The following is a 23067-nucleotide window of genomic DNA, read 5'->3' as shown; positions in this document are numbered from 1 at the left end:
ATCGGCCTCGGGCACACCGAGCACCTCCATGACGACCGGCCCGGCGGCCCCCCAAGGCCCGCCGGCTTCTGGGGCCCTCCGCGAGCGCGGGAACGACTTGCTGCGCTTCATCACCGTGGCGAGTGCCCGGTCATAGCCGGTCCAACACCTCGGAAGAGTCAGCGAAGTCGCAGTACGGTCCGGGGACGGAGCGGAGCGTATGATGGCGCCCGCGCTGCACGATACGCCCGGCGTCTACGACGACGATCTCGTCCGCGTCCACCGCCGCTGCGACCCGGTGGGTGATCACGACCAGAGTGCAGCCCAGCTCGCGGATGCGCGCAATGACCCGCTCCTCGGTCAGCCGGTCCAGCGAACTCGTCGCCTCGTCGAGGATCAGGATCCTCGGGCGGCGGATCAGTGCTCGCGCCAGGGCGACGCGTTGCCTCTGCCCACCAGACAACCCGCCCCCTCCTGAGCCCAACAGCGTCTCGTACGCCATCGGCATCCGCATGATGTCGTCATGGATGTGCGCCACATCGGCCGCCCATTCCAGATCGGCTTCCGTGGCGTCGGGCGCCCCCATCGTGATGTTCTGACGTAGCGACCCGGCGAAGATCCGCGCATCCTGGTTGACGAACGATATAGACCGTCTGAGTGAGGCCCGATCGATGTCGGAGAACGAATCCGAACCGATGAGAATCTGGCCTTCGTTCGGCGCGTACAGCCCAGAAAGGATCATGGCCAAGGTCGACTTTCCGCATCCGGAGGCCCCGAGCACGGCCACGAAACCGCGAGCCGGTACGACAAGGTCCATGCCCGACACGGCTGCCTCGGCCGCACCCGGGTAGGCGAAACCCACTCCTTCCAGTCGCAGGTCGGCCCGGTCCGAGAACGAAGCGATGCCCGCCGGGCCGTGCTGGTCCGGCTCGGCGTCGAGAATGTCACCCATGCGCGTCAGCGGAGCTTTCACACCGGCGACTTGGAGCCCTGAAAGCACCAGATTCGTGAGCGGCGCGAAGACACCGATGGACAGGGACGTGAACGCCGTCATCGCCCCCAGCGTGAGATCGCCATTCGCCACCTTGGCGGCGCCGACTGCCAGCACGCACAGAGGTGCCGTGAACTGCGTCGCGAGGACGAAGGATGAGATGAGGGTGAAGTGCCGACGCCCTCTCGTCCGGGCATTCAACTCTTCCATCAGAGAGTTGGCCCACCGGTCTCCCATGACCTGGTCAAGGCCACCGCTCTTGACTGTACCGATTCCCTCGAGCACCTCGTTCAGCTCGCTGTCGGCCGCGGCCTGACACTCCAGGGCGTCGGCGGAGAGATAGACCTGTTGCCGCCACGCCACGGCGAGGACTCCCGTCTGCACCACAACAAGCCCCAGGACCCACAGAGCAGTGCCGAGATCCGCCACCATCAGCGCGGCCAGATAGGAAAGGACCAACACGCCGTCGAAGGCCGCGGAGACCATACTGTTGGTCAGCACATTCCGGACAGCACTACTCGTCCTCACCCGCAGGGCCAGGTCGGCAGGGGCGCGCCTGGAGAAGAAGGCGTACGGCAGGGACAGCAACCTGTTGAAAATTCCGAACGTCACCCGTTTTTCCGCAGCAGTTTGCAGCTCAAGGATGACAATTCCACGGAGGAGTTGAAGTACAAAAAAGGACGTTACCGATACAGCCACAGCCCCAATTGCCTGGCCGGGACCGAGACTCCCTCCAAATCCGTCATTCTCGACGGCATAAGCGGTGGCCAGTGGTGTGACCAAACCGAAGAGCAGGACGCCCAACGACATCGCGGCCAGGTAGAACCACTTCTTCGACCGGGGGAAAAAATAGGTGAGATGCCGCCAGGGGCTTCGAATCCTGTCATCACTGCTCTTGCCCACCTTGGCGGGGATGGGCGATTCGAACTCAAGCGCTACACCGGTATACAGCCGACTGGCATCCTCCATGCGCAGTCGCCGACGACCATGGGCTGGATCGACGACGTAGACATGGTCACGTACGGAACGTTCAAGGACAACAAAGTGGTTGAACTTCCAGAACAGGATGCTGCCGGACGGGAGGCTGCGCAGCCCTGCCAAGGACGACCGGACCCCGCGGCCTGGGAGTCCATAGCGTCGGGCTGTAGTCAGAAGCCTCCGGGCGGACACACCGTCGCGACCGCAATCGGTGTCGATGCGCAGCTGTTCCAGACTCACGTCGATACCGTGGTGGCGCAGTGTCATGAAGAGAGCGGCAGGGCCACAGTCGCTCATCTGCGACTGGAGTTGCACCGGCACGGCACGTTGTCTGCGGATGGTCGGCACACGTACCGTGCGCCGGGAGGGCAGATGGAATCCGGGGCGTTCCATCGTCGTGCCCCATTCCCGGTCAGCCGCCCCGCTCTCACGCGCCTGCTGCCGAAACCGCAGGTCTCGCACGTGGTTTGGATTCACCGAAGCGTCGTGCCGCTCGTCTGCCAATGTCTTCTTCCTCTGGAGGATGGCTCTCTCGAGAGCTGCTGCGGCTTTCATCACGGTGAGGGCAGGATCGAGATCCTGCCGGGCGCGAGCACCTCGGACGGGTGGGCGCCGAGCTTAAACCAATCGTCGCGGAGAGAATCCTCGGTCAACCATCCGCACGCGCCGACCTCCGCGCGCAGGTACGTCTCACCAACTCTTCCGGTTTCGCGGAACACGGAAGCCGTCCTGATGAGTGGGTGCCGGAGCAATGCCTCCTCCACCTTCGCCGTGTCCGCCGAGACAACGGTGGCCCCGCTGGTGTCTTTGAGTGCCACCACCTCTCCTGGCAAGGGCCGGACGCGGCTCCTGGTCCAGTGGTCGGGGGAGATGAGGTTCTGCCGGAGGGCTTCGATGAGATCCTTCGTAGTGTCGCCCGAGAACAGCTGGGAGTTCAGGACGGCGTCGACGTCCACAGCGTCCTCGAAGCTGAAGATCCGCAACCCCACGCCCGGGAAGGAGTAGTCAACCCGGGCCCGGTACTCGCTCCAGTCCAGGCTGGCGAACGAGCGACGGCTCATTCCCGACACTCTTCGGTAATTGACGGTGAGGTCGTGCCGGCATGGGGCTCCCCACCGCTCGCTCTGTGCCGCCAGCGACCTGTCAAGGAGTTCCGGGCTCCCCATCCGGTACATCGTGGTGGCGCGAAGCACGGCGGTTCCGACCTCTCTGGGATACCTCCGCATGTCGTCCGGGAGCATGGGTCTGTCAATCACCACGGGGACAGCGACGACGTACATTCCTACGACGTCGCGATCCGCCGTGCCGCGCAGGTTCACCGGAATGGAGATCTTCAGTCTGTCCTGCCAGGTCACCTGAAAGATCGTCATGGCGAAGGCGGCCAGGATCCAGTGGAATTCGGTGCATCCATGCCGATCGGCCAACTGCCGCAGTGCCGCGAGCTCTTCTCCGGCGAGCGAAAAATCGGACTTACGGCTCAGCGTGCCAGCGTCTTCTGGCCGCGCCGGAGAGTCGACCTGAAACTGGGTGACCGGGGGCACTCCGGAGAAATCGTGCTCCCTGACTCTGTGTGCCCGTTTTTCCATGACGGCGGCCTGGCCCAGCGCGGACTCCATGAACCGCCAGCGCGGCGGGCCGGAGGGGGTGTGTCCCGTCGTGGTCTCTCGATGGATGCGCATCAGACTGCGCATCAGAACCTCGATGCCAACACCGTCGACCGCCGTGTGGGAGAAGCCGACGACGAACGCGTGCACAGTGGGGGTGTATCGAACGAGCCGGAACCTGAAGGGCAGCGCGCTCGCATCCCACTGCTTCGTCTGCTCACTCGCCACCAGGTGCCGGATGTAGCGGTTGAATTGGTCCTCCGACCTGCTGAGAACCCTCTCGCACGTGATCAGACGGGCTCGATCCGGCGGGTCCACGACCCGTTGCCGCAGCTCACCCCCGGGACGCTCAAAGATCTGGATGCGTAGGGCTTCGTGACTGGCAACCAGGGCTTCGACGCTGTCGATGAACCGGTCGATGTCCAAGGCACCCGATATTCGATACGACGACCAGATCGCCGTACGAAGTTTCGGGTTCTCCTTCGCCATGCGGTAATGCTGCAACTGTCCGGAAGTCAGCGGGAACCCATCCTGATCATCGGCGCTCAATTTGACTCCCGTGACCGTCGGCTGCGAGTGGCGGAGGAAGCTATTGGGCGGTATGGGGACGTTGAATCCGCCCTCATACCGCCCAACTGGTTAGATCGGCGACTTACCGAATGGAGCGACCGCGTCAGACCCGCCGACAACGTCGTCCAGCTCGACGTCGTCGAGAGCACGGATATCTACCGTCTCAAATTCTTCGTTACTCATCTCGTCACCTCCCTTCATTTAGCAGAGGTTGATCAGCTAAGCAGTCACGCCAGGGGAAGGCAAGATACTTCCGGATGTGGCGAAAACTTGCCAGAGCGCGTGTGAAGTGCGGAGAGTAGTCTGCGTTCGACATCCTCGCCGAGCGGACCGAGCGATGGCGAAAACTCGCCAACCGTCTTTCACACCCGAGAATCAGTAGCTACCTTATGCCCATTATGAAGCCCCTGGAAATCCCCTTCGCCAGAGTGTCCCCGACGCGCTGAGAAGGTTTCGCGACGATGCGGTTGGGAATCAATGATGAGTAAGCATTCTGTCACGCTCGGCCCCATAACCAAGGGCGACTGTGAGATCATTTCCCAATGGACTTCCTCGAAGGCCTGGGTATACGCTTCCGGAATTCAGGCGTACATGAGCCCGATCGATGTGGAGAGTTTCTTCGATCACGTCGATGACGAGTTCCTGTTGGTCTGCACGGATGACGGGCAAGCAATCGGCGTCGTCAGCTGGAAACAGACCAACACCCCGGGCAACTACGTCGTCGGATCAATGATCGGCGACTCCGAAATGTGGGGGGCCGGCTTCGGACTGGAATCTGTGATTCATCTTGTGGGGATGTTGTTCGACTCAAGAAATGCTCATAGAGTCCAGTTCAATTGCGGTGTGTTTAACAAGGGTGCCGTCGAAAATTTTTGCTCCGGAATCATGCGGATCGAAGGCATCCTCAGGGATTATTACTTTCTTGATGGGCAGCACTACGACGCTCTCATCGGTTCCATACTCAGAGACGAATACTATGCGATGAGGGAACCGTCATGCATCGTTCCGCCTGCCGAAAAGGCTGCGGCACGGCTCGTCCTCGAAGAGTTCATCAAAAAGAACCCGATACTTCCGTGCAGCGAACCGGACGAATGAGTTCTTCCCGATGAAGGAGACCCAGGAATGCAAGCCATCGTCAATCCGACCGGTTGCCTTCGGCAGATTTTCCCAGAAGGTGACATAGTTGCGGTCACCGACGATGCTCCGCTCGGCTCGGAGGCGGCCAGCCACGGACTGAGGTACGTGTCGCTCGACAACGTCGCCACGCTGCCGGCCGGTTCGAATGTGGTCCTCTTCCTCAGCCATCACCTCATCAGCAAGAAGATCCGAGCCCTCTTCAAGCACCACCGGGTTCTCGTCGTCCCCATCGCCAGCTTCGACGGCACTTCCGAAGCGGCCAGGTACACCCTGAGAATGACCTTGCTGACCGACTACCTCAAGGCCGCAGAGACTGCGACGTATTGGATCGACGGACTTCGGAGCAAAGCCAAGAAGATTGTCTTCGGCTCTCTTGACGCTCTTGGTGAAGGCTCCGAGGCCACAAACCTCGTGTGCTCGCTCGGCCCCTCCCTCACGGTGGATGCCTGGCCCCACGCAGAAATCCGTGTCGGCGACTGGGTAAGCATCGGCAGTTGCTGCGAGCTGTCCATCACGAAGCAGCCGTCCTCCATCGGTGACGACATCTTCAGTATGGAAGGAACTGTCCACGCTTCCGGCGTTCTGGCAGCAAGAGATCCACGCTGCACCAAAGCGGGTGACGCGAGGATACGGCGGGCCCACCGGCTCCGTGCGGAGATGACGGACCTCGGCTCGATCACTCTTTCCCTGAAGGGAAACGTGCTCGTCAGTGCCCGTGCTGGAGGCAAGGAATTCACCGAGGAACTGCTTGACGTCACCAATCCGGATCACAACCTCCAAGCCCTCGAACTGGGTATCGGGACCAACCTGGGGCTGCTGCCGAACGTGGACTGGCGCCACAACTCGCAACTGAATGAGGGTGCGGGCGTCATGCACATCGGTTTCGGTGAAGGCATCACCGGGGCCCATATGGACTTCATTATCCCAGAAAGTGATCACTACTTTCTTCCTTGATCTCGAGTCGCGCGTCCGCTCGGCTCGTCATGTTTTTCCACCGAGGAAAGGGGGTGTGTGAAATGCGGGATGTAAACGTTCAGTCTCAGTCCTGGCTCCTCGACGAGGAGCTCGTCTCCGTCGATGAGGCGGAGGAGCTCGAGGAGACGGAGACCGCGTACAGCTTCAGCTACGCGCGGATCTGATCAGTCGGTTCAAGAGCGGGGGCGACGCAGCTCATCGGGCTGCACCGCCCCCGCTCATCAAGGGCGAGAAAGAGACTCGTATGGCGAGCGACAACCGTCACATAGTGATTTCCGCGGACTGTCACGCGGGGGCAGACCTTAAGCAGTACCGGGAATATCTGGACCCCGCCTACATCGAGGATTTCGACGACTGGGCGAAGAGCTTCGTGATCCCTTACGAGGACATGAAGGGTCCGAATGCCTCCCGAAACTGGGACTCGTCGCGGCGCCTGAGCGAGCTCGAGTCGGACGGGATCGTGGCGGAGGTAATCTTCCCCAACACGGTTCCCCCGTTCTTCGCCTCGTCCTCGTTGGCGAGCAGCCAGGCAGCGGTGGCGAGTGCGCGTGATCTGGAGTACCGCTGGGCTGGCCTCAGGGCGCACAACAGGTGGCTCCTAGAGTTCTGCCAAGACGCCCCCGGGCGGAGGGCCGGCGTGTTCCAGGTCATGTTGCACGACGTCGACGCGGCCGTGGCAGAGGTGAAATGGGCCCGCGAGGCCGGTCTGACGGGTGGCGTGCTGCTGCCGGGTGCACCGCCCGGTTCGGGCGTTCCTCCGCTCTACCGTCACTCCTCCTACGACAAACTGTGGGAGATCTGTGCGGATCTTGGAGTCCCTGTCAACTGCCACGGCGGGGGCGCGGGTCCCCGGACAGGAACTACCGAGCTCGACGACATGTTCTTCCTCCTGGACCTGCGGTGGTGGGACATCAGCAGATTTCGTCATCTGCTGATGGGAGGCGTGCTGGAGCGGCACCCGGAGCTGAAGGTTGTTCTCACCGAGTCAGGCATCGGTTGGATTCCTCGAGAGCTCAGGAAGATGGACCTCGTCTTGGATTCCATGCGCAGCAAGGGCGGAAACGCCGACATGGCCTACGACGCTGACAGTGCGATAGACGACCTATCCCTGCGACCGAGTGAGTACTGGCACCGCCAGTGCTACGCGGGCGCCACCTTCATGCACCCCTCCGAGGTCGATATCCGGGATCAGATCGGCATCGACAAGATTCTGTGGGGAAGCGACTACCCGCATCTGGAAGCCTCATATCCGTACTCCAAGGCTGCTATGCAGACAGCGCTCAAGGGCATTCCGGTCGCCGAGGCGGAGAAGATCCTCTCCGGGAACGCAGCGCGTCTGTACGGCTTCGACCTGGCTCACCTACGCAATTTCGCCGAAACGGTGGGAGCCGGACACGACGAGGTGCTCCTGGGAGTGGACCCCTCGGAGCTCCCGGCCGACGCCGCAGGATGCCCCGCGTTCGCTGGTCTCGTAAGCGGATCCGCGAAGACGCGCATGGGGGACAACCGCGGGGCCGGCAAGTAGTACCTCTGCGCCCCGCGCCGTGCGGACGCCGTGCCGGCAGATCATCCAGTATGTGCGCGACTTGAGAAGTGGGGGCGCTGTGACAGGCGGAAAAGAAGAGCCGATCGCCATCATCGGTATGGCGGGCAGGTTTCCCGGTGCCGGTGATTTGGCTGAGTTCTGGAGCAATCTGCAGGCCGGTGTCGCGTCACTGGCTGAACTGACCGACCAGCAGCTCCTTCGTTCCGGGGTTGCGGAGCAGTACTTGACGGATCCCGATTACGTCAGGGTCGCCTCACTACTCGACGACTTCGACCACTTTGAACCCGCCTTGTTCGGCATCACCCCGCGCGAAGCCGAGGCTATGGACCCGCAGTTCCGTGTCCTGCTGGAGGTCTGCCACACGGCCCTCCAGGACGCGGGATACGACTCGGTCGCCTTCCCAGGCCGCATCGGCATGTATTCCGGCGCACGGAGCAACGACTACCTCGGCTCCAACGTCCGTGCCAACCCTCAGTTTCTGGCGGCGCTGGGTGAGGCACGTGCTCGCCTCACCAACGACGCCGACTTCATGACGACGAACGTCTCCTTCCGGCTGGGGCTTCGAGGCCCCTCCATCCACAGTGTGACCGCCTGCTCAACTTCTCTTGTCACAGTGCACATGGCCTGCTCGGCGCTGCTGAACGACGAGTGCGAGATGGCCATCGCCGGCGGCGTGGAGATCCCCATCCCGATGACACTCGGCTACCGGTATAGCGAGGGCGCGGGGTTCTTGGCCGCCGACGGAGTCATCCGCCCCTTCGACGCCAAGGCGTCGGGGACGGTGTTCGGGGCCGGCGCCGGCGTCGTGGTCCTGAAGCGGCTGAGCCAAGCCGTCGCCGACCGTGACGCCATCCATGCTGTCGTTCTCGGCTCGGCGATCAACAACGACGGTGCCGGTAAGGCCGCCTACGCGGCGCCGGACGAGAACGGCCAGGCAGAAGTCGTGACGGCTGCCCTGCGCCACGCGGCCATCGATCCGCGGTCGGTCGGTTACGTCGAGGGGCACGGCACGGGCACCCTGGTGGGCGATCCCATCGAAATCGCGGCACTCAACCGTGTCTACAGTGCCGGTCGCCGGGGCAGCCACGACTGCGGTCTGGGGTCGGTAAAGGGGAACGTAGGACATCTCGGTGCGGCCGCCGGGATCTGCGGTCTGATCAAGGCTGTGCACACGGTGCGGGAGGGGATCATCCCCGCCAGTCTGAACTTCACGAAGCCGAACCCGCGTATCGACTTCAACGGCGGCCCCTTCTACGTCGTGGACGAGACGACGACATGGCAGGAATCCCGGTCCCCGAGAAGAGCAGGCGTGAGTTCCTTCGGGGTGGGCGGCACCAACGCCCACGTGATTCTGGAGCAGCCGCCCGTGGCCGCTCCCCGGGAGTCGAGGCGCCCGTACCACCTGCTCCCCTTCTCAGCCCGTACGGTCGCAGCCGTCGAGTCCATGGAGGACAGGTTCGATGAGTACCTGAGCCAGACCCAGGACTCACTCGCCGACATCTCGTACACCCTCACCGAGGGGCGCGCCGATCATTCGCTGCGACAGGCCCTGGTGGTGAGAACACGGGACGACGCCGCACGGCAGGTGCGCGAAGGGCAGCTGAGCGCTTCCGTGCACGCGGTCCCCCGCGGCCTCACGCCAAAGCTCGCCTACGTGCTGCCCGGCCAGGGTTCCCAGTACGCGGGCATGGCGCGGGGTCTCTACGTCCATGAGCCCGAGTTCGCGGCTGCGATCGACCGGTGCGCGGACGTGCTCCGCGCGTCGCACGGGCTGGACCTCTGGGACATCCTGTTCACCGATGACTCCGACACGGGCGGTCGCGGCCAGATCGACCGTACGTCGATCACCCAGCCGGCTCTCTTCTCGGTCGAGTACGCGCTCGCCTCCCTCCTGCGGTCGTGGGGCCTCGAACCCGGCGCGATGCTGGGTCACAGCATCGGGGAGTACGTCGCGGCGGCTCTGGCGGGAGTGATGGAGTTCGACGATGCGCTGCGGCTGGTCGCCGACCGCGGGGCGCTGGTGGAGTCGTTGCCAGCCGGCTCCATGATGGCCGTCTTCCTCCCCGAGGCCGAGCTCCTGACCCTGCTGACCGCCGACGTGGACATCGCGGCCGTCAACGCCCCGGGCATCTGCGTGGTCTCCGGCCGGACCGACGCCGTCGAAAGCCTGCGGGAATCCCTGTCCCTCAGGGGTGTCGGCACAACGCGGCTGCGCACCTCGCACGCCTTCCATTCCAGGATGATGGAGCCCGTCCTCGAGGAGTTCCGCGAGCGGGTCAACCGGGTTCCACTCCGGCCGCCCACGATCCCCTTCGTTTCGACCGTGACGGGAGATTGGATCACCGCGGACCAGGCCACGGACCCGGCGTACTGGACGCGCCACGTCCGCGAGTGTGTCCGCTTCTCCGACGCCGCACGGGTGTTGCTCGCTGACGGTGCATACTCCTTCGCGGAGGTCGGCCCCGGACACGCCCTGACGAATTTGATCAGCGAGCTGGCCAAGGGCGAGGCGGCTCCGGCCGTGGTCGCGCCCATGCTCGGCGGCGGTCAGGACGGGCGGGACGATGTGCAGGTGCTGTTGGAGGGCGTCGGAAGGCTGTGGTCACACGGCGTATCCGTGCGGTGGGAGCGCTACTGGTCCCACGAGCAACGTGGCCGGGTCCACACCCCGACGTACCCCTACGACCGTGACCGGTTCTGGGTGGATCCCACAGTTCCCCAGGCCAGCGCGGGAGGCGGGTCCGCGCCCGAGGACAGCGGCACGCTCTTCGTCCCCACGTGGACCGAGACGGTGCTTCCGTCCGCACCCACCGCGGCGGGCGGGCGTATGGAGGACGAGGAAAGTGCCTGGATCGTGTTCGCCCCTCCGGGCGACACCGCGGCCGCTGGCCTGCTTCGATTGGCGCGGGAGACGTCCCGGAACGTCGTGGTGGTGAGCCCCGGCAGGGAGTTCACACAAACAGGAGACGGACGCTTCACCATTCGCCCCCGAGAAACGTCCGATTACGCACGGTTGATCAGCGGCGTCCTGGAGGCCGGGCCCTCCCAGCTCCATGTCGTGCACGCCTGGCTCTTGGAGGACCGCCCCTCGCGTACCGAGCAGGCCACCGTCCGCACCCTTCTCGACCAGGGTCTGTACAGCCTGTTCGCGGTGCTTCAGCAATTCGCCGGTCGGACCTCGGCGGATGGTCTGGAGTTCTCCGTCGTGACCCGGGGCATGCAGGATGTCCTCGGCTCAGGAGACGTGCATCCAGTGAAAGCCGCAGTGCGTGGGCTGATCAGGACCGCGCCCCGTGAGATGCCCTCCATCATCATGAGGGGCATTGACGTCGGGGCAGGGCACGCGGACATCGTCGCCGGCCAGCTGTTCCAGGAGCTCGTGGCAGGGGCGAAAGAGCGGGAAGTGGCGTACCGAGGGCGCAAGCGGTGGGTGGCTTCCCACGCCCGGATCGAGGCAGACGGAGGAGAGGGCGTTCCGTCCGTCCTGGAGGAACAGGGCGTCTACCTCATCACGGGCGGCCTCGGCGGCCTCGGTCTGGAGCTCGCTGCGCTGCTGGCGCGACTTGTACGGGCTCGGCTCGTGCTGGTGGGAAGGTCAGGGCTGCCGCCCCGCTCGGAGTGGGCCTCGCTCGTCGAGGACGCGTCGGACGAGACGCTCGTCCGAAGGATCCAGGCGGTCCTTGCAGTGGAGGAGGCCGGCGGTCAGGTGATGGTGTGCGCTGGCGACGTGTCGGACGAGGCACGGATGCGCGCGATACGCGCGGAGGTGATGCACACCTTCGGCCGAGTGTCTGGCATCTTCCACCTCGCAGGTGTAGCGGGGGGCGGTCTCATCGGGCTGCGTTCCGCAGAGGAGATCGGACGTGTCGTCACGCCGAAGATCCACGGCACCTACGTCCTCGACCGCGTGTTCCGGCCCGGCCTTCTCGTGCTGTACTCGTCCATAGCAGCTATCACGGGCGACTACGGCCAGTCCGACTATTCCGGCGCGAACGCGTTCCTCGACGCCTATGCACAGGCCAATTGGGCCAGCGGTCGCCATGTGGTCTCGGTCAACTGGCCGCAGTGGTCGGAGACGGGCATGGCCCTGCGCTCAAAGCAAGTGCTGGAGGCCTATGGTGAGGGCGCCCTTACCTCCGTCGAAGGAACCGATGTCCTGCGTTCGATCCTGGCGACCCGCTCGGGCCCGCAGGTGATCGTGAGCCCTGGCGGGTTGCGTAGACGTGAGAAGCAGGCGGATCGGGTCGCGTCCACGGTGGCCAGCGGGCCCTCGTTCTCCGTGGGCGTGGGCTCCCTCGGCAAGCGGCAGGTCGAGACGTCCTACGCCCCACCGAGGAGCAGCGTCGAGAAGGCACTGGCTTCGCTGTGGCAGCAGGCGGTGGGCGTGGACCGGATCGGTCTGGACGACGACTTCCAAGATCTGGGCGGCAGCTCCATCGTCGCCGTCCGCTTGGTCCTCCGTATGTCTGAGCTGTTCCGGGTGGAACTCTCCATGGCAGAGATCTTCCAGTGGCGCACCTTACGCGCGACAGCCGCCGGCATAGAGGCCGTAATCGAAGAGCGGGGCCGGCAGGACACGCGTCCATGAAGGACCGTCCCGCATCGCCGCCTGAAGCGCTGACTTCGGATGTTAGACCGCACCCCTGCTGGTCGGGAACCCGACCGCTGATGGATCGCGTGCCTGAGAGAGCGTGAGCACTGGATCCACCACGCCGCAGGCTGCGCCGCTGTGCCAAGTGCTTGATGAAGAGGGCTAGCCGGGCGGCCACTGTCGGCCATGGAGTCGTTCTTCTGCAGCAAACTGAAGAACGACTCCATGGCTGAATTTTCGCCAGCCGCCCTCGGACCTCAACGAATCATTAGACCCTACCCCGGTCGACCTTGTCAGCAGTGCCGTTGCCGAAAAGAGCACTTCGCCCAGCAGGTTCACGAATTTACCCTTACAGGTTCCCTGCCTCCACCTACACGATAAACTAATTACCCTATCCATCAGTGCACGTGATCTCACTTCTAGGGGCGACAGTGTTTCGACTGGCAGCAATCAGTGTATTCGGTGCCATATTCGCGGGACTCAATGCACCCGCCGCGCTGGCGAGCGAGCCAGATCGCAAATGCACGGAAAGCGGCTACTGCCTGTTCGCGCAAGCGGATTACTCGGGGAGTATGGTCGTTGTTGCGAATCAGGCAGGGTGCAAGAAAGTGATCGAACTCGGAATCTCATCGGCACGCTCCGTTGCGCGCGGCTACGGCGACAGCGAAGCCTTGCTTCTATACGTCGACGAGGCATGCACTCAGCCGATCGCGAATACGGCAAGCGATAATCCGAACCTCGACCCTCCAGCACGCTCCTATTCACTCCGAAAGCTACCGGGTTAAATCCCAAGGCCGCCAAATGCGCCTTGATCGTTCATGAGTCCCCGTCAGTTCACTGACGGGGACTCGGCGGTTATGAGATTTTCAGGGCTGGGGCAATCCGGGTGGGACGGATAGGGTCGCAAAGCGGAGCGCGACCATGCAGGCGTCGTCACCGATCAGGTAGAGAGCCTGGAGAGAGCGTGGGCGGTAAGCCCAGCGCAGGACACCGGCCTCACGGCGGACAGGGCGCGGGTCAGATGTCAGGGGCACGCCATTCATATACATGGGGCGGTCGCCTTACGCGGCGGTGCCATCTGCTCAGGGCTTGAACGGATAGCCGTACATCTGGAGCTCGACGTGCTCGCGTCTCTGGCCGTCGCTGGACTCCTCCGATGCACGGCTACGCGCCGCCCAGCGGTCGGAGAACGCCGCGGCCGGGAGTATTCAATCAACGGCGGATCTGATGATCAAGGAGACGCCTAATGAGTGAGACCGCCGTAGAGACCGAGGCCGTCGAGGAGGCGGCCGTCGTACCGGCTGCGGAGGCGGTGTCGGACGACCAACTGATCGGGATGCTGGTCGAGCGGGCCCGGTCGGAGGGTCTGCAACTGACCGGTGCCGGTGGGCTGTTGCAGCAGTTGACCAAGCGGGTCCTGGAGGGAGCCCTCGACGGGGAGGTAACCGATCACCTCGGCATGATACGGAGGGCCGCAACAGCGGGAACAGGCGTAACGGCACCCGCGCCAAGACCGTCCTGACGGACGTCGGTCCGGTGGAGGTGAAGGTTCCCCGTGACGTGGCAGGCACGTTCGAGCCGCAGATCGTCAAGAAACGGCAGCGCCGCCTGACCGGAGTGGACGAGATGGTGCTGTCGCTGTCCGCGAAGGGTCTGACGCATGGGGAGATTTCCGCGCACCTGGCGGAGGTCTACGGCGCGGAGGTTTCCAAGGGGACCATCACCACGATTACCGACAAGGTCATGGACAGCATGGCGGAATGGTCCAACCGCCCGCTCGACCGCGTCTACCCGGTCCTGTTCGTGGACGCCATCAACGTCAAGATCCGCGACAGCCAGGTCGCGAACCGCCCGATCTACGTCGTCATGGCGGTCACCGCCGAGGGCCACCGCGACATCCTCGGGATCTGGGCCGGCGACGGCGGCAAGGATGCCAAATACTGGCTCCACGTCTTCACAGAGCTCAAGAACCGCAGGGTCGACGACGTGCTGATGCTGGTCTGCGACGGGCTGAAGGGCCTGCCGGAAGCGGTGGAGACCGTCTGGCCTGGCACGATCGTACAAACGTGTGTCGTTCATCTTCTGAGGAACAGCTTTCGTTACGCGGCCCGTCAGGACTGGGACAAGGTCGCCAAGGCGCTCAAGCCCGTCTACACCGCCCCTAGCCAGGAGGCCGCCGAGGAGCGTTCCTGGAGTTCCAGGAAGCCTGGGGCAAGAAGTACCCGGCGATCGTCAAACTGTGGTCGGACGCCTGGGCCGAGTTCGTGCCCTTCCTCCGATTCGACGTCGAGATCGGCAAGGTCATCTGCCCAACGAACGCCATCGAATCCGTGAACGCCCGGATACGCAAGGCCGTCCGGGCCCGCGGGCACTTCCCGAACGAGGCCGCCGCTATGAAGTGCATCTACATGGCACTGATGTCCCTGGACCCGACCGGCAAGGGCCGCAAGAAGTGGACCATGCACTGGAAGGCACCCCTGAACGCCTTCCAGATCGAGTTCGAAGGCCGGCTCACCCCGGCCGGACACTGAACCTCTCAACAACCAAGATCAGCCGTCAATTTGACACACCCGTACTCGGCGAGCTTGCGCAGGTGGTAACTGACCAGCGAGACCGGCTCGTCCACAATCTCGGCGAGCTGGGTGGCCGTGGCCGTCTGCGCGGTGATCAACGCCCGGTCGAGGCGAATGCGCAACGGGTACTACAGCAGGAGATCTTGAGGGTCGGTGATCGGTGGTATCGGCTGGTGACGGGACCAGGCGTGTAGGTGGGGCGGGCGCGGGTGGCAGCGTCGTCGGTAGTGACTGACGAGAGCGCGGGTTTGGTGGAGGCGCCGCCTGGACTCGCAGGTCAGGATGGTCTTGACGAGGTGAGGTGTGTGGCGGCCAGGCAGTGTCGGATGGTGTGGACGGAGGGCCGCAGCAGCGGCCCGGGGATCGGCCGATGATCTTGCTCCCGGTCGTGGCCTGGTCTTTTTTGGGGCGGGGCTCTCGTCCGGCTCCGGTTCGGGTTCGGGGAAGGCGGCGCGCTGGACGGCGAGGAAGGCGGTGGCGAGCATGCAGGCGGTGACATGCCGATGCCAGGGCGTCCATTTACGCACCTGGTACTGGGCCAGGCCGACAAGTTGCTTGTTGATCTCGCTGTCCTCCTCGACCTGCCAGCGGCCGCCCGCCCTGGCGATGATCTCGGAGGCGGTGGTGCCGTCCGGAGCGTGCACGAGGAAGTAGGCGATCTCGCGGTGGAGTTCACCGTTTTTGCCGCGCCGGTTGGGGTGCGGGGCTTGCCCGGCGGACCGTCCAGCGGGAGAACGACGGGAACGCCCAGCACGTAGGGCAGGGCGTTGTGGTGGCAGAAGGCCCGCAGCCTGGGGTCGCGGCCGTAGCCGGAATCGGCCAGCACCCAGGCGAAGGGAACCCGTGCGGCCAGGGCGTCGGTGAGCATGGCGATGGCCAGCTCGGGCTTGGTCGCGAACCCGGTCTCGTCGGGGATGCCGGCCTCCCGGCAGCGTGCCCGGTCGGCAGTCCATTCCTCGGGCAGGTACAGGCGGCGGTCGAGGAAGACGTGCCCGACGCTGGTGGCGTAGCTGAGCATCACCATGGTCTGGAAGTTACGGACGTCCCCGGTCAGACCGCAGTGCTGGAAGGCCACCCGACCGGCTTGGTGCCCTTCTTCTAAAACCCGCGCTCACTACGCCGAAGCGACCGCCTGGTCACACCACACCCACACCCACACCCTGCCGCCTGATCGGCGAGAGGGCTCCCCACACGGACGGCCAGCCCTGTCAGCCACCCCATATCGTTTGAGGTCAGGTGCCCGATTGCAGCAGGGAGCGGGCGCGGGCGCCGAGTGCGAGTCGGTCGGTCTTGCGGTTAGCGTTGAGCGGCAGCTCGTCAAGGTACACGAAGTGACGCGGAATCATGTAGCGCGGAAGGAAAGATCCGAGTTCCGCCAGAAGGACGGAACTCGGCTGTTCCTCTCCTACGTAGAACGCCACCAGCCGGCCATCGGCGGCCACTGCTACGGCATCCCGCACTTTGGGTAGGCGTCGCAGCCCAGACTCGATCTCCGCCAGCTCCACTCGTACGCCGCCGATGCTGACCTGGTGGTCACGCCGTCCGATGTACACCAGTTCTCCGCCCTCGGTGTGCCGGACCAGGTCGCCCGTTCGGTACCAGCGCTCCCCGTCGTGATCCACAAATCGGTCGGCATCGTCAGACGGGTCGAGGTAGCCGGGGAACATCTGGTCCCCGGTCACGCACAGCTCGCCGGTGCCATCGACGTCTTCGTCCGCGCCGAGCAGCAGGTACCGGTGATCCGGGTGGATGGTTCCTATGGGGACGATGCCGTTCACCGCACGCCCCGGCGACGTCGCTGGGTCGAATCGGTGCGCGGTGCACGAGATGGTCAACTCCGTCGGACCGTAGAGGTTCTCCATGCTCGACCGCGGCGCGGCGTCCTGCCATTGGGCCGCGTCCGCCACCAGCAGGGGTTCGCCACAGAACAGGCTCCACCGCAAACTCGGGAAGGAGTCGGGCTCCATGCCCCGTGCCTGGCGGGCCAGGGAGATCATCCGGGGGGTGGAGAACCAGACGGTGATGCCGTGCCTGGCGACGAACTCGGGAAGGGACACGTAGGCGTGCGGCGGCACGCTGACCACGGTACCGCCGCTACCCCATCCGACGAAGAGGTCGAACATGGCGAGGTCGAAGGTCAGGTCGTACGTCTGGGAGAACACATCATCGGGGGTGAAGGGGTACCGGTCCTGGACGTGACGGAGGTATGCGACCACGCTTGCGTGCGGCACCGGCACGCCCTTGGGCCGTCCGCTGGATCCGGACGTGAAGAGGATGTAGGCGATATCCGCTGGCGAGGAGGGGACCGGTTCCTCCAACGCAGGGCCGACGGGTTCGGTCACCACCCCGACACCATCCAGCACGTCGGCGAGCGCGGCCAGGGACTGCTGGCCCCTCTCGTCGACAACCAGGCCGTCGAGTGAAGCGGCGGTCACCATGTACCGGAGCCGTTCCGCCGGGAAAGCCGGGTTGAGCGGCACCACGGCTGCACCGGTATAGAGCGCGGCCAGCAGTCCCGCGTACGCATCCTCGCTGCGGGCCGCGAGCACTCCCACCCGACGCAGTGGTCGCGGGGCGGCCGACACCAGGCTGCCGGCGAGGGCCAGCGCGCGGTCGTGCAGGCGCCGGTAAGTGATGCGTTGCGCGCCGATGCGCAGCGCTTCGGCCTCTTCGCCTCGTTCGAGGCTTCGCAAGAAGCCTTCATATAGCAGTCGCTGGGGGGATTGATCCGTCACCATAACGTCACTCCTAGATTCGGACATCGGTCATGTGCAGTAGATCCGGCCGGACCGCCTCGACGTGAACCCAGCCCTGCCTCTCCCTGCCCACGGTCTGAAGCAGAGCGCTTTCGCCTCGCTCGACCGCACCGGATTCCAAGGCCGCATACAGTTCAAGCCACGCGTCGCAGGGGCCTGTACCGGAGAAAACGTGCGCGTACGGCTCGGGCTTCGGTCCAAGGGGTGGTCTCCCCTCGTCACAGGCAAGGATCCGCAGGGCGCCCGTGGGTGCGAGCCTCAGGGCGACGGCAGCGAACGCCGGCTTCTCGATCGTGTCGTCCACGTAGGCCGGGTCGTCGACGATGATGACCGTCGCCCCGGCGTCCGTGGGGACCGCCCACGCCAGCATGTCGAACACGAGGGTGCCGCCCTGCTCCTCCAGGTGACTGATGCCGACCTCATCGCCGGGCCAGCCCATGGTGTGCACCGTGGCCGTCAGAGGGGCCACCATCGGATCGAGCAGGGGGCCGGAGCGCACGAGGTAGAGCGTGTGCGGTTGCTCTGGCGGTGGGCCGAGTGCGGCTAGGGCCCGTTGGGTGATGAGGAAGTCGCCCGCGTCCGCGGGATCGTCATCCGCAGGCTGTCGCACCTTGATCCGCGCTTCTGGTACACCGTGCCGCATAGCGACGAGGTGCGCGACCTGCCGTTGCTGGTGCGTGCGGTGCATCGCGGTCGCGGGTTTGAGCCGAGGGAGCGAACGAACTGTAATCGCGAGGGCATCCACGTAAAGATTGGTCACTATTCCGTGCTTTCCTCGGGGGCAGATTCCCAGCTGAGGTCTACGGACGACTCCGGCGTAAATTCGACGAGCACGACCTGGAAGTAGGCACCCGGCCCGAGCGCGACAAGCGCGATGCGGTCGCCAGGCTGGAGCTGGCCGGTCATGTCGGCGTGCTGGAGCGCAGAGAGCGCGTCGACTCCGTTGTTATGGCCCCGCTCCGGCAACAGGTCAAGGCAGATCCGTTCTTGCTGGATGCCAGTTTCTCGGCAGAAGTTGCGCCAGAACAGGGCACTAGAAAGGTCTGGCATGATCCAGTCGATGTCTGGAAAGCCGATCCCTGCCCCGTCCACGGCTTCTCGCATGGCCGTAACCAGGTGGCCCACGCAGCTTTGGGAGAAGAGGGACAGTTCCTTGGGCGTCATCCGGAGAGTCCGGTGGAAGCGGCCGTCCCGCAGCGCGCCACCCGACAGGTAGCGGTACCGAGGGACGTCGTTCACGTCAGAGCTGTGCACGACGACGGCCACAGCGGCATCGCCAGCGACCGTCACGCGCGGCACTATCCGTGCTGCGTCGGCGACGCTGCCGTGGTCCCCGCCGAGCACAAGGACCCGTTCACCGGGCCGGGCGGCCGGCCTGGAGTGGTAGCTGCGGGCCATTTCCAGGGCGCGCAGCACAGAGACGCAGTTGATCTGGGACACTCCGTAGAACCCCGCGTCTGCCAAGCCGAGACTGCCCCGCAGACGCTGGGCGAACCCGGGGCCGCACGCGAATCCCTGCACGCTCTGCGAGTGTCCGTAGAGAACGACGTCGGCGCGACGCCCTCCAAGAGCGTCGCGCCCGGCCCCGACGAGGAGTTCCTCCATGGACTCGTCCGGGGCCAGGGTTGGGCTGTCGCGCAGACCATGGAACTTCGCGAACATCCGTCGCTCCAGCAGGCTGGAACCGGCCCGCTCCAGGATGCGGTCCACCGATTCGCTGCCCCGGGGAAGACGTACTGAGACGCGGGAGAGTCCAACTGCTCCGCGCCCGGCTATTCCATGCTCGGTGTCCGATGACGGGGTAACGGGCATGCGGGCCTCTCTAGGGCGCGGCACTGCGTCAGACCCGGGTCGTCTTGGCGAGATCGGACTCGACGTAGTCGGCAAGGCTGCCGACCGTTTCGAAGATCTCCGGTTCCAGCGCTTCTGGATCGATCTCCAGCCCGACCAATTCCTCCAGTGTCAGCAACAGCTCCAGCACGCTGGACGAATCCACGGCCAGGTCCTCGAAGAGGGATGTGGTCTCGGATAGTTCGGTCACCTCACGGCCCAGCGCCGAACAGAGGGCAACCCGTATCTGTTCAACGATGTCAGCGCGTTTCAAGGGATTCCTCTCTTCGACAGCGTCTGAGCTGATTCGGAGATTGGCCGTCGAGCGGTCCGCAGACCGCACGCTGGGGTCGAGGGAGTCCCAGACCGTTCGAGAGGCCGTGTCGTCGGACATCACGAGCTCCTGCCACATGGCCCGGCGCCTAGGTTTGCCGCTCGTCGTGCGCTGGAGCGTGCCGTGCGGGACGAGCAGGACTATGACGCGCAGCCCCGGTAGCCGGGATGCCACAGAGCTCCCCACCACGCACGCCTCACCCTCAGTGCAGTCCTCCACGACGATGACAGCAGCGTTGGCACCCGACAGCGCGCCGAGCAGGGCAACGGTCCGCTGCGGCTTGGGGGATACTGCAGCGGCCATGACCTGGACGTCCTCCGCGAACAACGGGCGTCCGTTCTGCTTTACGCTGTCGCCGGCACGGCCTACGACGTAGAGCTCGTTGTCGACCACGAATCCCATATCCCCCGTGGCATGCCGGTCACCGAAGGCGGTGAGTCCGCCCTTCCGGTATCCCGTCGCGAGCGAGTACCCGCGTACGGCGATCTCGCCGAATGTCCCCTCCGGTAGCGGGCCGCCATCGGCGTCCAGAATGTCTACCCCGATCCCGGTCAATGGCCTACCGCAGGAGACCAGCCGGGCAGCCGAGGGAGATTCGGCGGCGTGGAACGGTACAGACTTGCCTATCTCCAGGGTGCTGGTGTCCACAAGCTGAGTGTGGATCTCGTCGGAGTCCGGTCTGATACCCGTGACTGCGAGGGTTGCCTCGGCCAGGCCGTAAGCGGGTAGAAGGGCATCATGGGCCAGGCCGGTGGGGGCGAGCAGCTGGTGGAACGCGCTCAGGACATCCGGGGCGATCCGCTCGGCACCGATGATCATGCTCCGCATGCTGCTGAGGTCGAGCCCCTCTAGCTGCTCCGGGCGCACCCGCCGCAGGATGTGGCTCAAGGAGAATGCGGCAATGGCGCACGCTGTTCCGCCGCTCTCCGAGATCTCCCGGAGCCATCGCAGTGGGTGACCGATGAACTCTTGCGGGGGCATGAACGACGCCGATCCCCCGATGGCCAGGGGCATCAGTAGACAGCCCACGAGCCCCATGTCGTGGTAGAACGGCAACCAGGACACCACCCGCGAATCCTCATCTATAGACAGCCACTCATGGATGCCGAAGACGTGGGTGTTCAGCGCCGACCATGGAATCTGAACCCCGCGAGGGTCGCTGGTCGAGCCCGAGCTGAACTGGATTAGCGCGGCTTCGGGCTGTTCGGGTCCACTATCGTCCATCGGGCCGTCCGTCGATTCGGCCAATACCCGGAGGCCGATCGAGCGGGCGACGCCCTCAAGGATCGGCGCGTGGTCGGCCGTCGCCAGGAGGGCGGCGGGACCCACGGAGTCGATCACGCTCTTCAGGCGACTCACCGTCATGTCAGGGGCAACAGGTGCCACGATCGCAGGTGTCGCCCCGGCGTGGAGGATTCCGAATAGGGAAGTGACGAACCCGATCGTGTTTTGTCCGAGGAGAAGTACGACGTCCCCGGACCCGATGCCCTCGCGATGAAGCCGGTGGGCGTTGCGGCGCACCTGTTCCGCCATGGCCTTGTAGGAGTACGAGGTCCAGGTCCCGTGTCCGTCGGAGAAGCGCAGGCTGTGCTCCGCCGGAGGGGCCTCAAGCCAGGACATCATGTGCGGGGGCAAAGCCGGCGTCGTCACGAGGCCCTCACTTTCGGAGGAAGCGTACGGAGAAGTTCGAGTTGTTCCAGGTGGCTACGTACGCTTGGGGTCAGAAGGCCCACCTTCGCCAGCGAGGTCACAATCTTCGTGAACATCAGCCGTCGAAAGTCGATCATCTTCTGGTCCTGCAGCGCGTAGTTGGTGCCTGCCTCCACGTCCACGTCCAGGCGGGCCCAAACTTCGCCCAAGCGGAACCTGCGGGACATGAGCAGCGCTGCCTCTTTGACGAACTCCTCCCGCTCGGCACGCTCACGAGAGGTGAGCTCCCCATAGATCTCCTGGAGTGTCAGCAGGCCGAACGCCACATGCCGGGCCTCGTCCTTGGCCACGAGCCGCGTGAGCTGGGCGATGACGGGATCGAACGACCGAGTATGTTCGAGTCTGAAGGCTGCCAGGGCCAGCCCTTCGACGATGATCTGCATACCGAGGAAGACGACGTCCCAACGGCTCTCGGCCACCACCGTGTCCAGCATCCGCTTGAGGGACGGGTTGATCTCGTAGCTATTCCCGAGTAGCTCGACATAGCGTGCGTACGCTTCAACATGACGCGCTTCATCGGTGACCTGGCCAGCCGCGAACATTTTGGTGTCCATGTCGGGAGCCATCGTCACGAGACGGCTCGTCGCCAGGAGCGCGCCCTGCTCGCCGTGCAGGAACTGACTGGTCATCCAGGAATGGAACTCCCAGTGGAAAGCTCCCCATTGCTCGCGCGGTACCGGGCAGTTCTCGCTCCACCCCAGAGGGGACTGGGTGCCGAGGGGGCCACTTCGGCTCGGCACGCCGACACCGGCGCCCCAGTCGATGTCCGTAACGGCATTCCACTGGGCCGCCTTGCCCCTCTCGTACAGGGCCCGTAGGCGTTCGTCCGTGGTTCCGTAGTCCCACACGAACTGCACTCCAGCGTCGCCTACCTCCGCCGGATTATCGGCGACCGTCAAATCCGGCATTCTTCTGACCTTCTCTCGCATTCCGTCTCAATACCACGGAACCCGTCGCGTGAAATACATCCCTCTACCAAGCACGGCAATTCGTGGTTCATTCTGATCGGGCCGGAATGAGCTCTCTGACGCGGTCGATATCACTCTGCGACGGATTCTTGGCACGCCCCTGGGAAATCATATCCAGGGTGAAATCCTCCAAGTCACCCACGGTCTCCATGAAAGGCGCCTCCTCGATTACCAGCGAGTCGAACCCGAAGAGCTCTTCCAGAAGGAATGTGAGTTCGACTTGACGAACCGAGTCGTACCCCAATTCATCCCTCAGTATTTGATCAGATCGAACATCCGGAAATCCGGTCACGAGAGAAAGCTCGCCCACCAACTTCCGGATGAGGCTCCGTACCGTGGAATCCACACTATCGTCCTGCTCTTCGATTTCACTGCTCATCTCGAAGCCTCTCTTCTCCGTACACACTTGCCCACAATTTCAGTCTGATTCGAAAGAGGAGTGCTCCGAGGTGCCGAGCATCCCGCGTTTGGCTCCGCTCAAGGGGATTGAATCAGGATTATCGAGAGGCTCTGCAGGATTGGGAA

14 protein-coding genes and 3 pseudogenes are annotated in these 23067 nt (G+C 64.4%); 6 read left to right on the top strand and 11 right to left on the bottom strand.

The window, feature by feature from the left end:
• Positions 1-130 precede the first annotated feature (130 nt).
• Together ACIA73_RS38365 and ACIA73_RS38360 are read right to left on the bottom strand one after the other, a co-directional pair.
• Positions 131-2503, bottom strand: coding sequence for a peptidase domain-containing ABC transporter (locus ACIA73_RS38365; protein ID WP_399443618.1), 2373 nt, complete (start codon positions 2501-2503; stop codon positions 131-133).
• Entirely contained in the window at positions 2503-4041 is a 1539-nt protein-coding gene (locus tag ACIA73_RS38360) for a condensation domain-containing protein (protein ID WP_399443617.1), read from the bottom strand. The genes ACIA73_RS38365 and ACIA73_RS38360 overlap by 1 nt, the downstream gene beginning before the upstream one ends.
• A 558-nt stretch (positions 4042-4599) precedes the next feature.
• Between ACIA73_RS38360 and ACIA73_RS38355 the strand changes: the two genes are divergently transcribed.
• The 6 genes and pseudogenes from ACIA73_RS38355 (at position 4600) to ACIA73_RS38330 (ending at position 14902) form a co-directional block, all read left to right on the top strand.
• Positions 4600-5217, top strand: coding sequence for a GNAT family N-acetyltransferase (locus tag ACIA73_RS38355; RefSeq protein ID WP_399443616.1), 618 nt, complete (start codon positions 4600-4602; stop codon positions 5215-5217).
• Positions 5218-5244: 27 nt separating this feature from the next.
• Complete coding sequence (locus ACIA73_RS38350) at positions 5245-6213, top strand: hypothetical protein (RefSeq protein WP_399443615.1); 969 nt, start codon at positions 5245-5247, stop codon at positions 6211-6213.
• A 62-nt stretch (positions 6214-6275) separates the two neighbouring features.
• Positions 6276-6398, top strand: a complete 123-nt coding sequence (locus tag ACIA73_RS38345) for a hypothetical protein (RefSeq protein WP_399443614.1) — start codon at positions 6276-6278, stop codon at positions 6396-6398.
• Positions 6399-6478: 80 nt separating this feature from the next.
• On the top strand, positions 6479-7759 hold the full coding sequence (locus ACIA73_RS38340; protein WP_399443613.1) for an amidohydrolase family protein: 1281 nt from the start codon (positions 6479-6481) through the stop codon (positions 7757-7759).
• Positions 7760-7838: 79 nt separating this feature from the next.
• Positions 7839-12368 carry a beta-ketoacyl synthase N-terminal-like domain-containing protein gene (locus ACIA73_RS38335; RefSeq protein WP_399443612.1) on the top strand — a complete coding sequence of 1510 codons (4530 nt, stop codon included), beginning with the start codon at positions 7839-7841 and terminating at the stop codon, positions 12366-12368.
• A 1339-nt stretch (positions 12369-13707) separates the two neighbouring features.
• Positions 13708-14902 (top strand): annotated as a pseudogene (locus ACIA73_RS38330) (IS256 family transposase).
• A gap of 29 nt (positions 14903-14931) precedes the next feature.
• Here ACIA73_RS38330 and ACIA73_RS38325 read toward each other — a convergent pair.
• The 9 genes and pseudogenes from ACIA73_RS38325 to ACIA73_RS38285 all read right to left on the bottom strand — a co-directional run.
• Positions 14932-15066 (bottom strand): annotated as a pseudogene (locus tag ACIA73_RS38325) (winged helix-turn-helix domain-containing protein); the annotation flags it as partial.
• 6 nt (positions 15067-15072) lie between these two features.
• Positions 15073-15588, bottom strand: a complete 516-nt coding sequence (locus ACIA73_RS38320; protein ID WP_399443631.1) for a hypothetical protein — start codon at positions 15586-15588, stop codon at positions 15073-15075.
• Positions 15589-15692: 104 nt separating this feature from the next.
• A pseudogene (locus ACIA73_RS38315) lies at positions 15693-16019 on the bottom strand (transposase); the annotation flags it as partial.
• 157 nt (positions 16020-16176) lie between these two features.
• Positions 16177-17682, bottom strand: a complete 1506-nt coding sequence (locus tag ACIA73_RS38310) for an amino acid adenylation domain-containing protein (RefSeq protein ID WP_399443611.1) — start codon at positions 17680-17682, stop codon at positions 16177-16179.
• 10 nt (positions 17683-17692) lie between these two features.
• The gene (locus ACIA73_RS38305; protein ID WP_399443610.1) at positions 17693-18460 is read right to left on the bottom strand and encodes a hypothetical protein; all 768 of its coding nucleotides are present in this window, start codon (positions 18458-18460) and stop codon (positions 17693-17695) included.
• Entirely contained in the window at positions 18460-19410 is a 951-nt protein-coding gene (locus ACIA73_RS38300; RefSeq protein ID WP_399443609.1) for a 3-oxoacyl-[acyl-carrier-protein] synthase III C-terminal domain-containing protein, read from the bottom strand. The genes ACIA73_RS38305 and ACIA73_RS38300 overlap by 1 nt, the downstream gene beginning before the upstream one ends.
• A 130-nt stretch (positions 19411-19540) precedes the next feature.
• Positions 19541-21514, bottom strand: a complete 1974-nt coding sequence (locus ACIA73_RS38295; protein ID WP_399443608.1) for an AMP-binding protein — start codon at positions 21512-21514, stop codon at positions 19541-19543.
• Positions 21511-22503 (bottom strand): ferritin-like domain-containing protein, encoded by a 993-nt coding sequence (locus ACIA73_RS38290; protein ID WP_399443607.1) that lies wholly within the window; start codon positions 22501-22503, stop codon positions 21511-21513. The genes ACIA73_RS38295 and ACIA73_RS38290 overlap by 4 nt, the downstream gene beginning before the upstream one ends.
• Before the next feature lie 67 nt (positions 22504-22570).
• A complete protein-coding gene (locus tag ACIA73_RS38285) occupies positions 22571-22948 on the bottom strand; it encodes a hypothetical protein (protein WP_399443606.1) in 378 nt (125 codons plus the stop codon).
• Between the last annotated feature and the right edge of the window lie 119 nt (positions 22949-23067).

The sequence above is a fragment of the Streptomyces sp. NPDC051561 genome (assembly GCF_044454195.1).
In the GTDB taxonomy this organism is placed as follows: domain Bacteria; phylum Actinomycetota; class Actinomycetes; order Streptomycetales; family Streptomycetaceae; genus Streptomyces.
The sequence above is the reverse complement of the archived record's forward strand: the minus strand, read 5'-3'. Positions and strand labels throughout refer to the sequence as shown.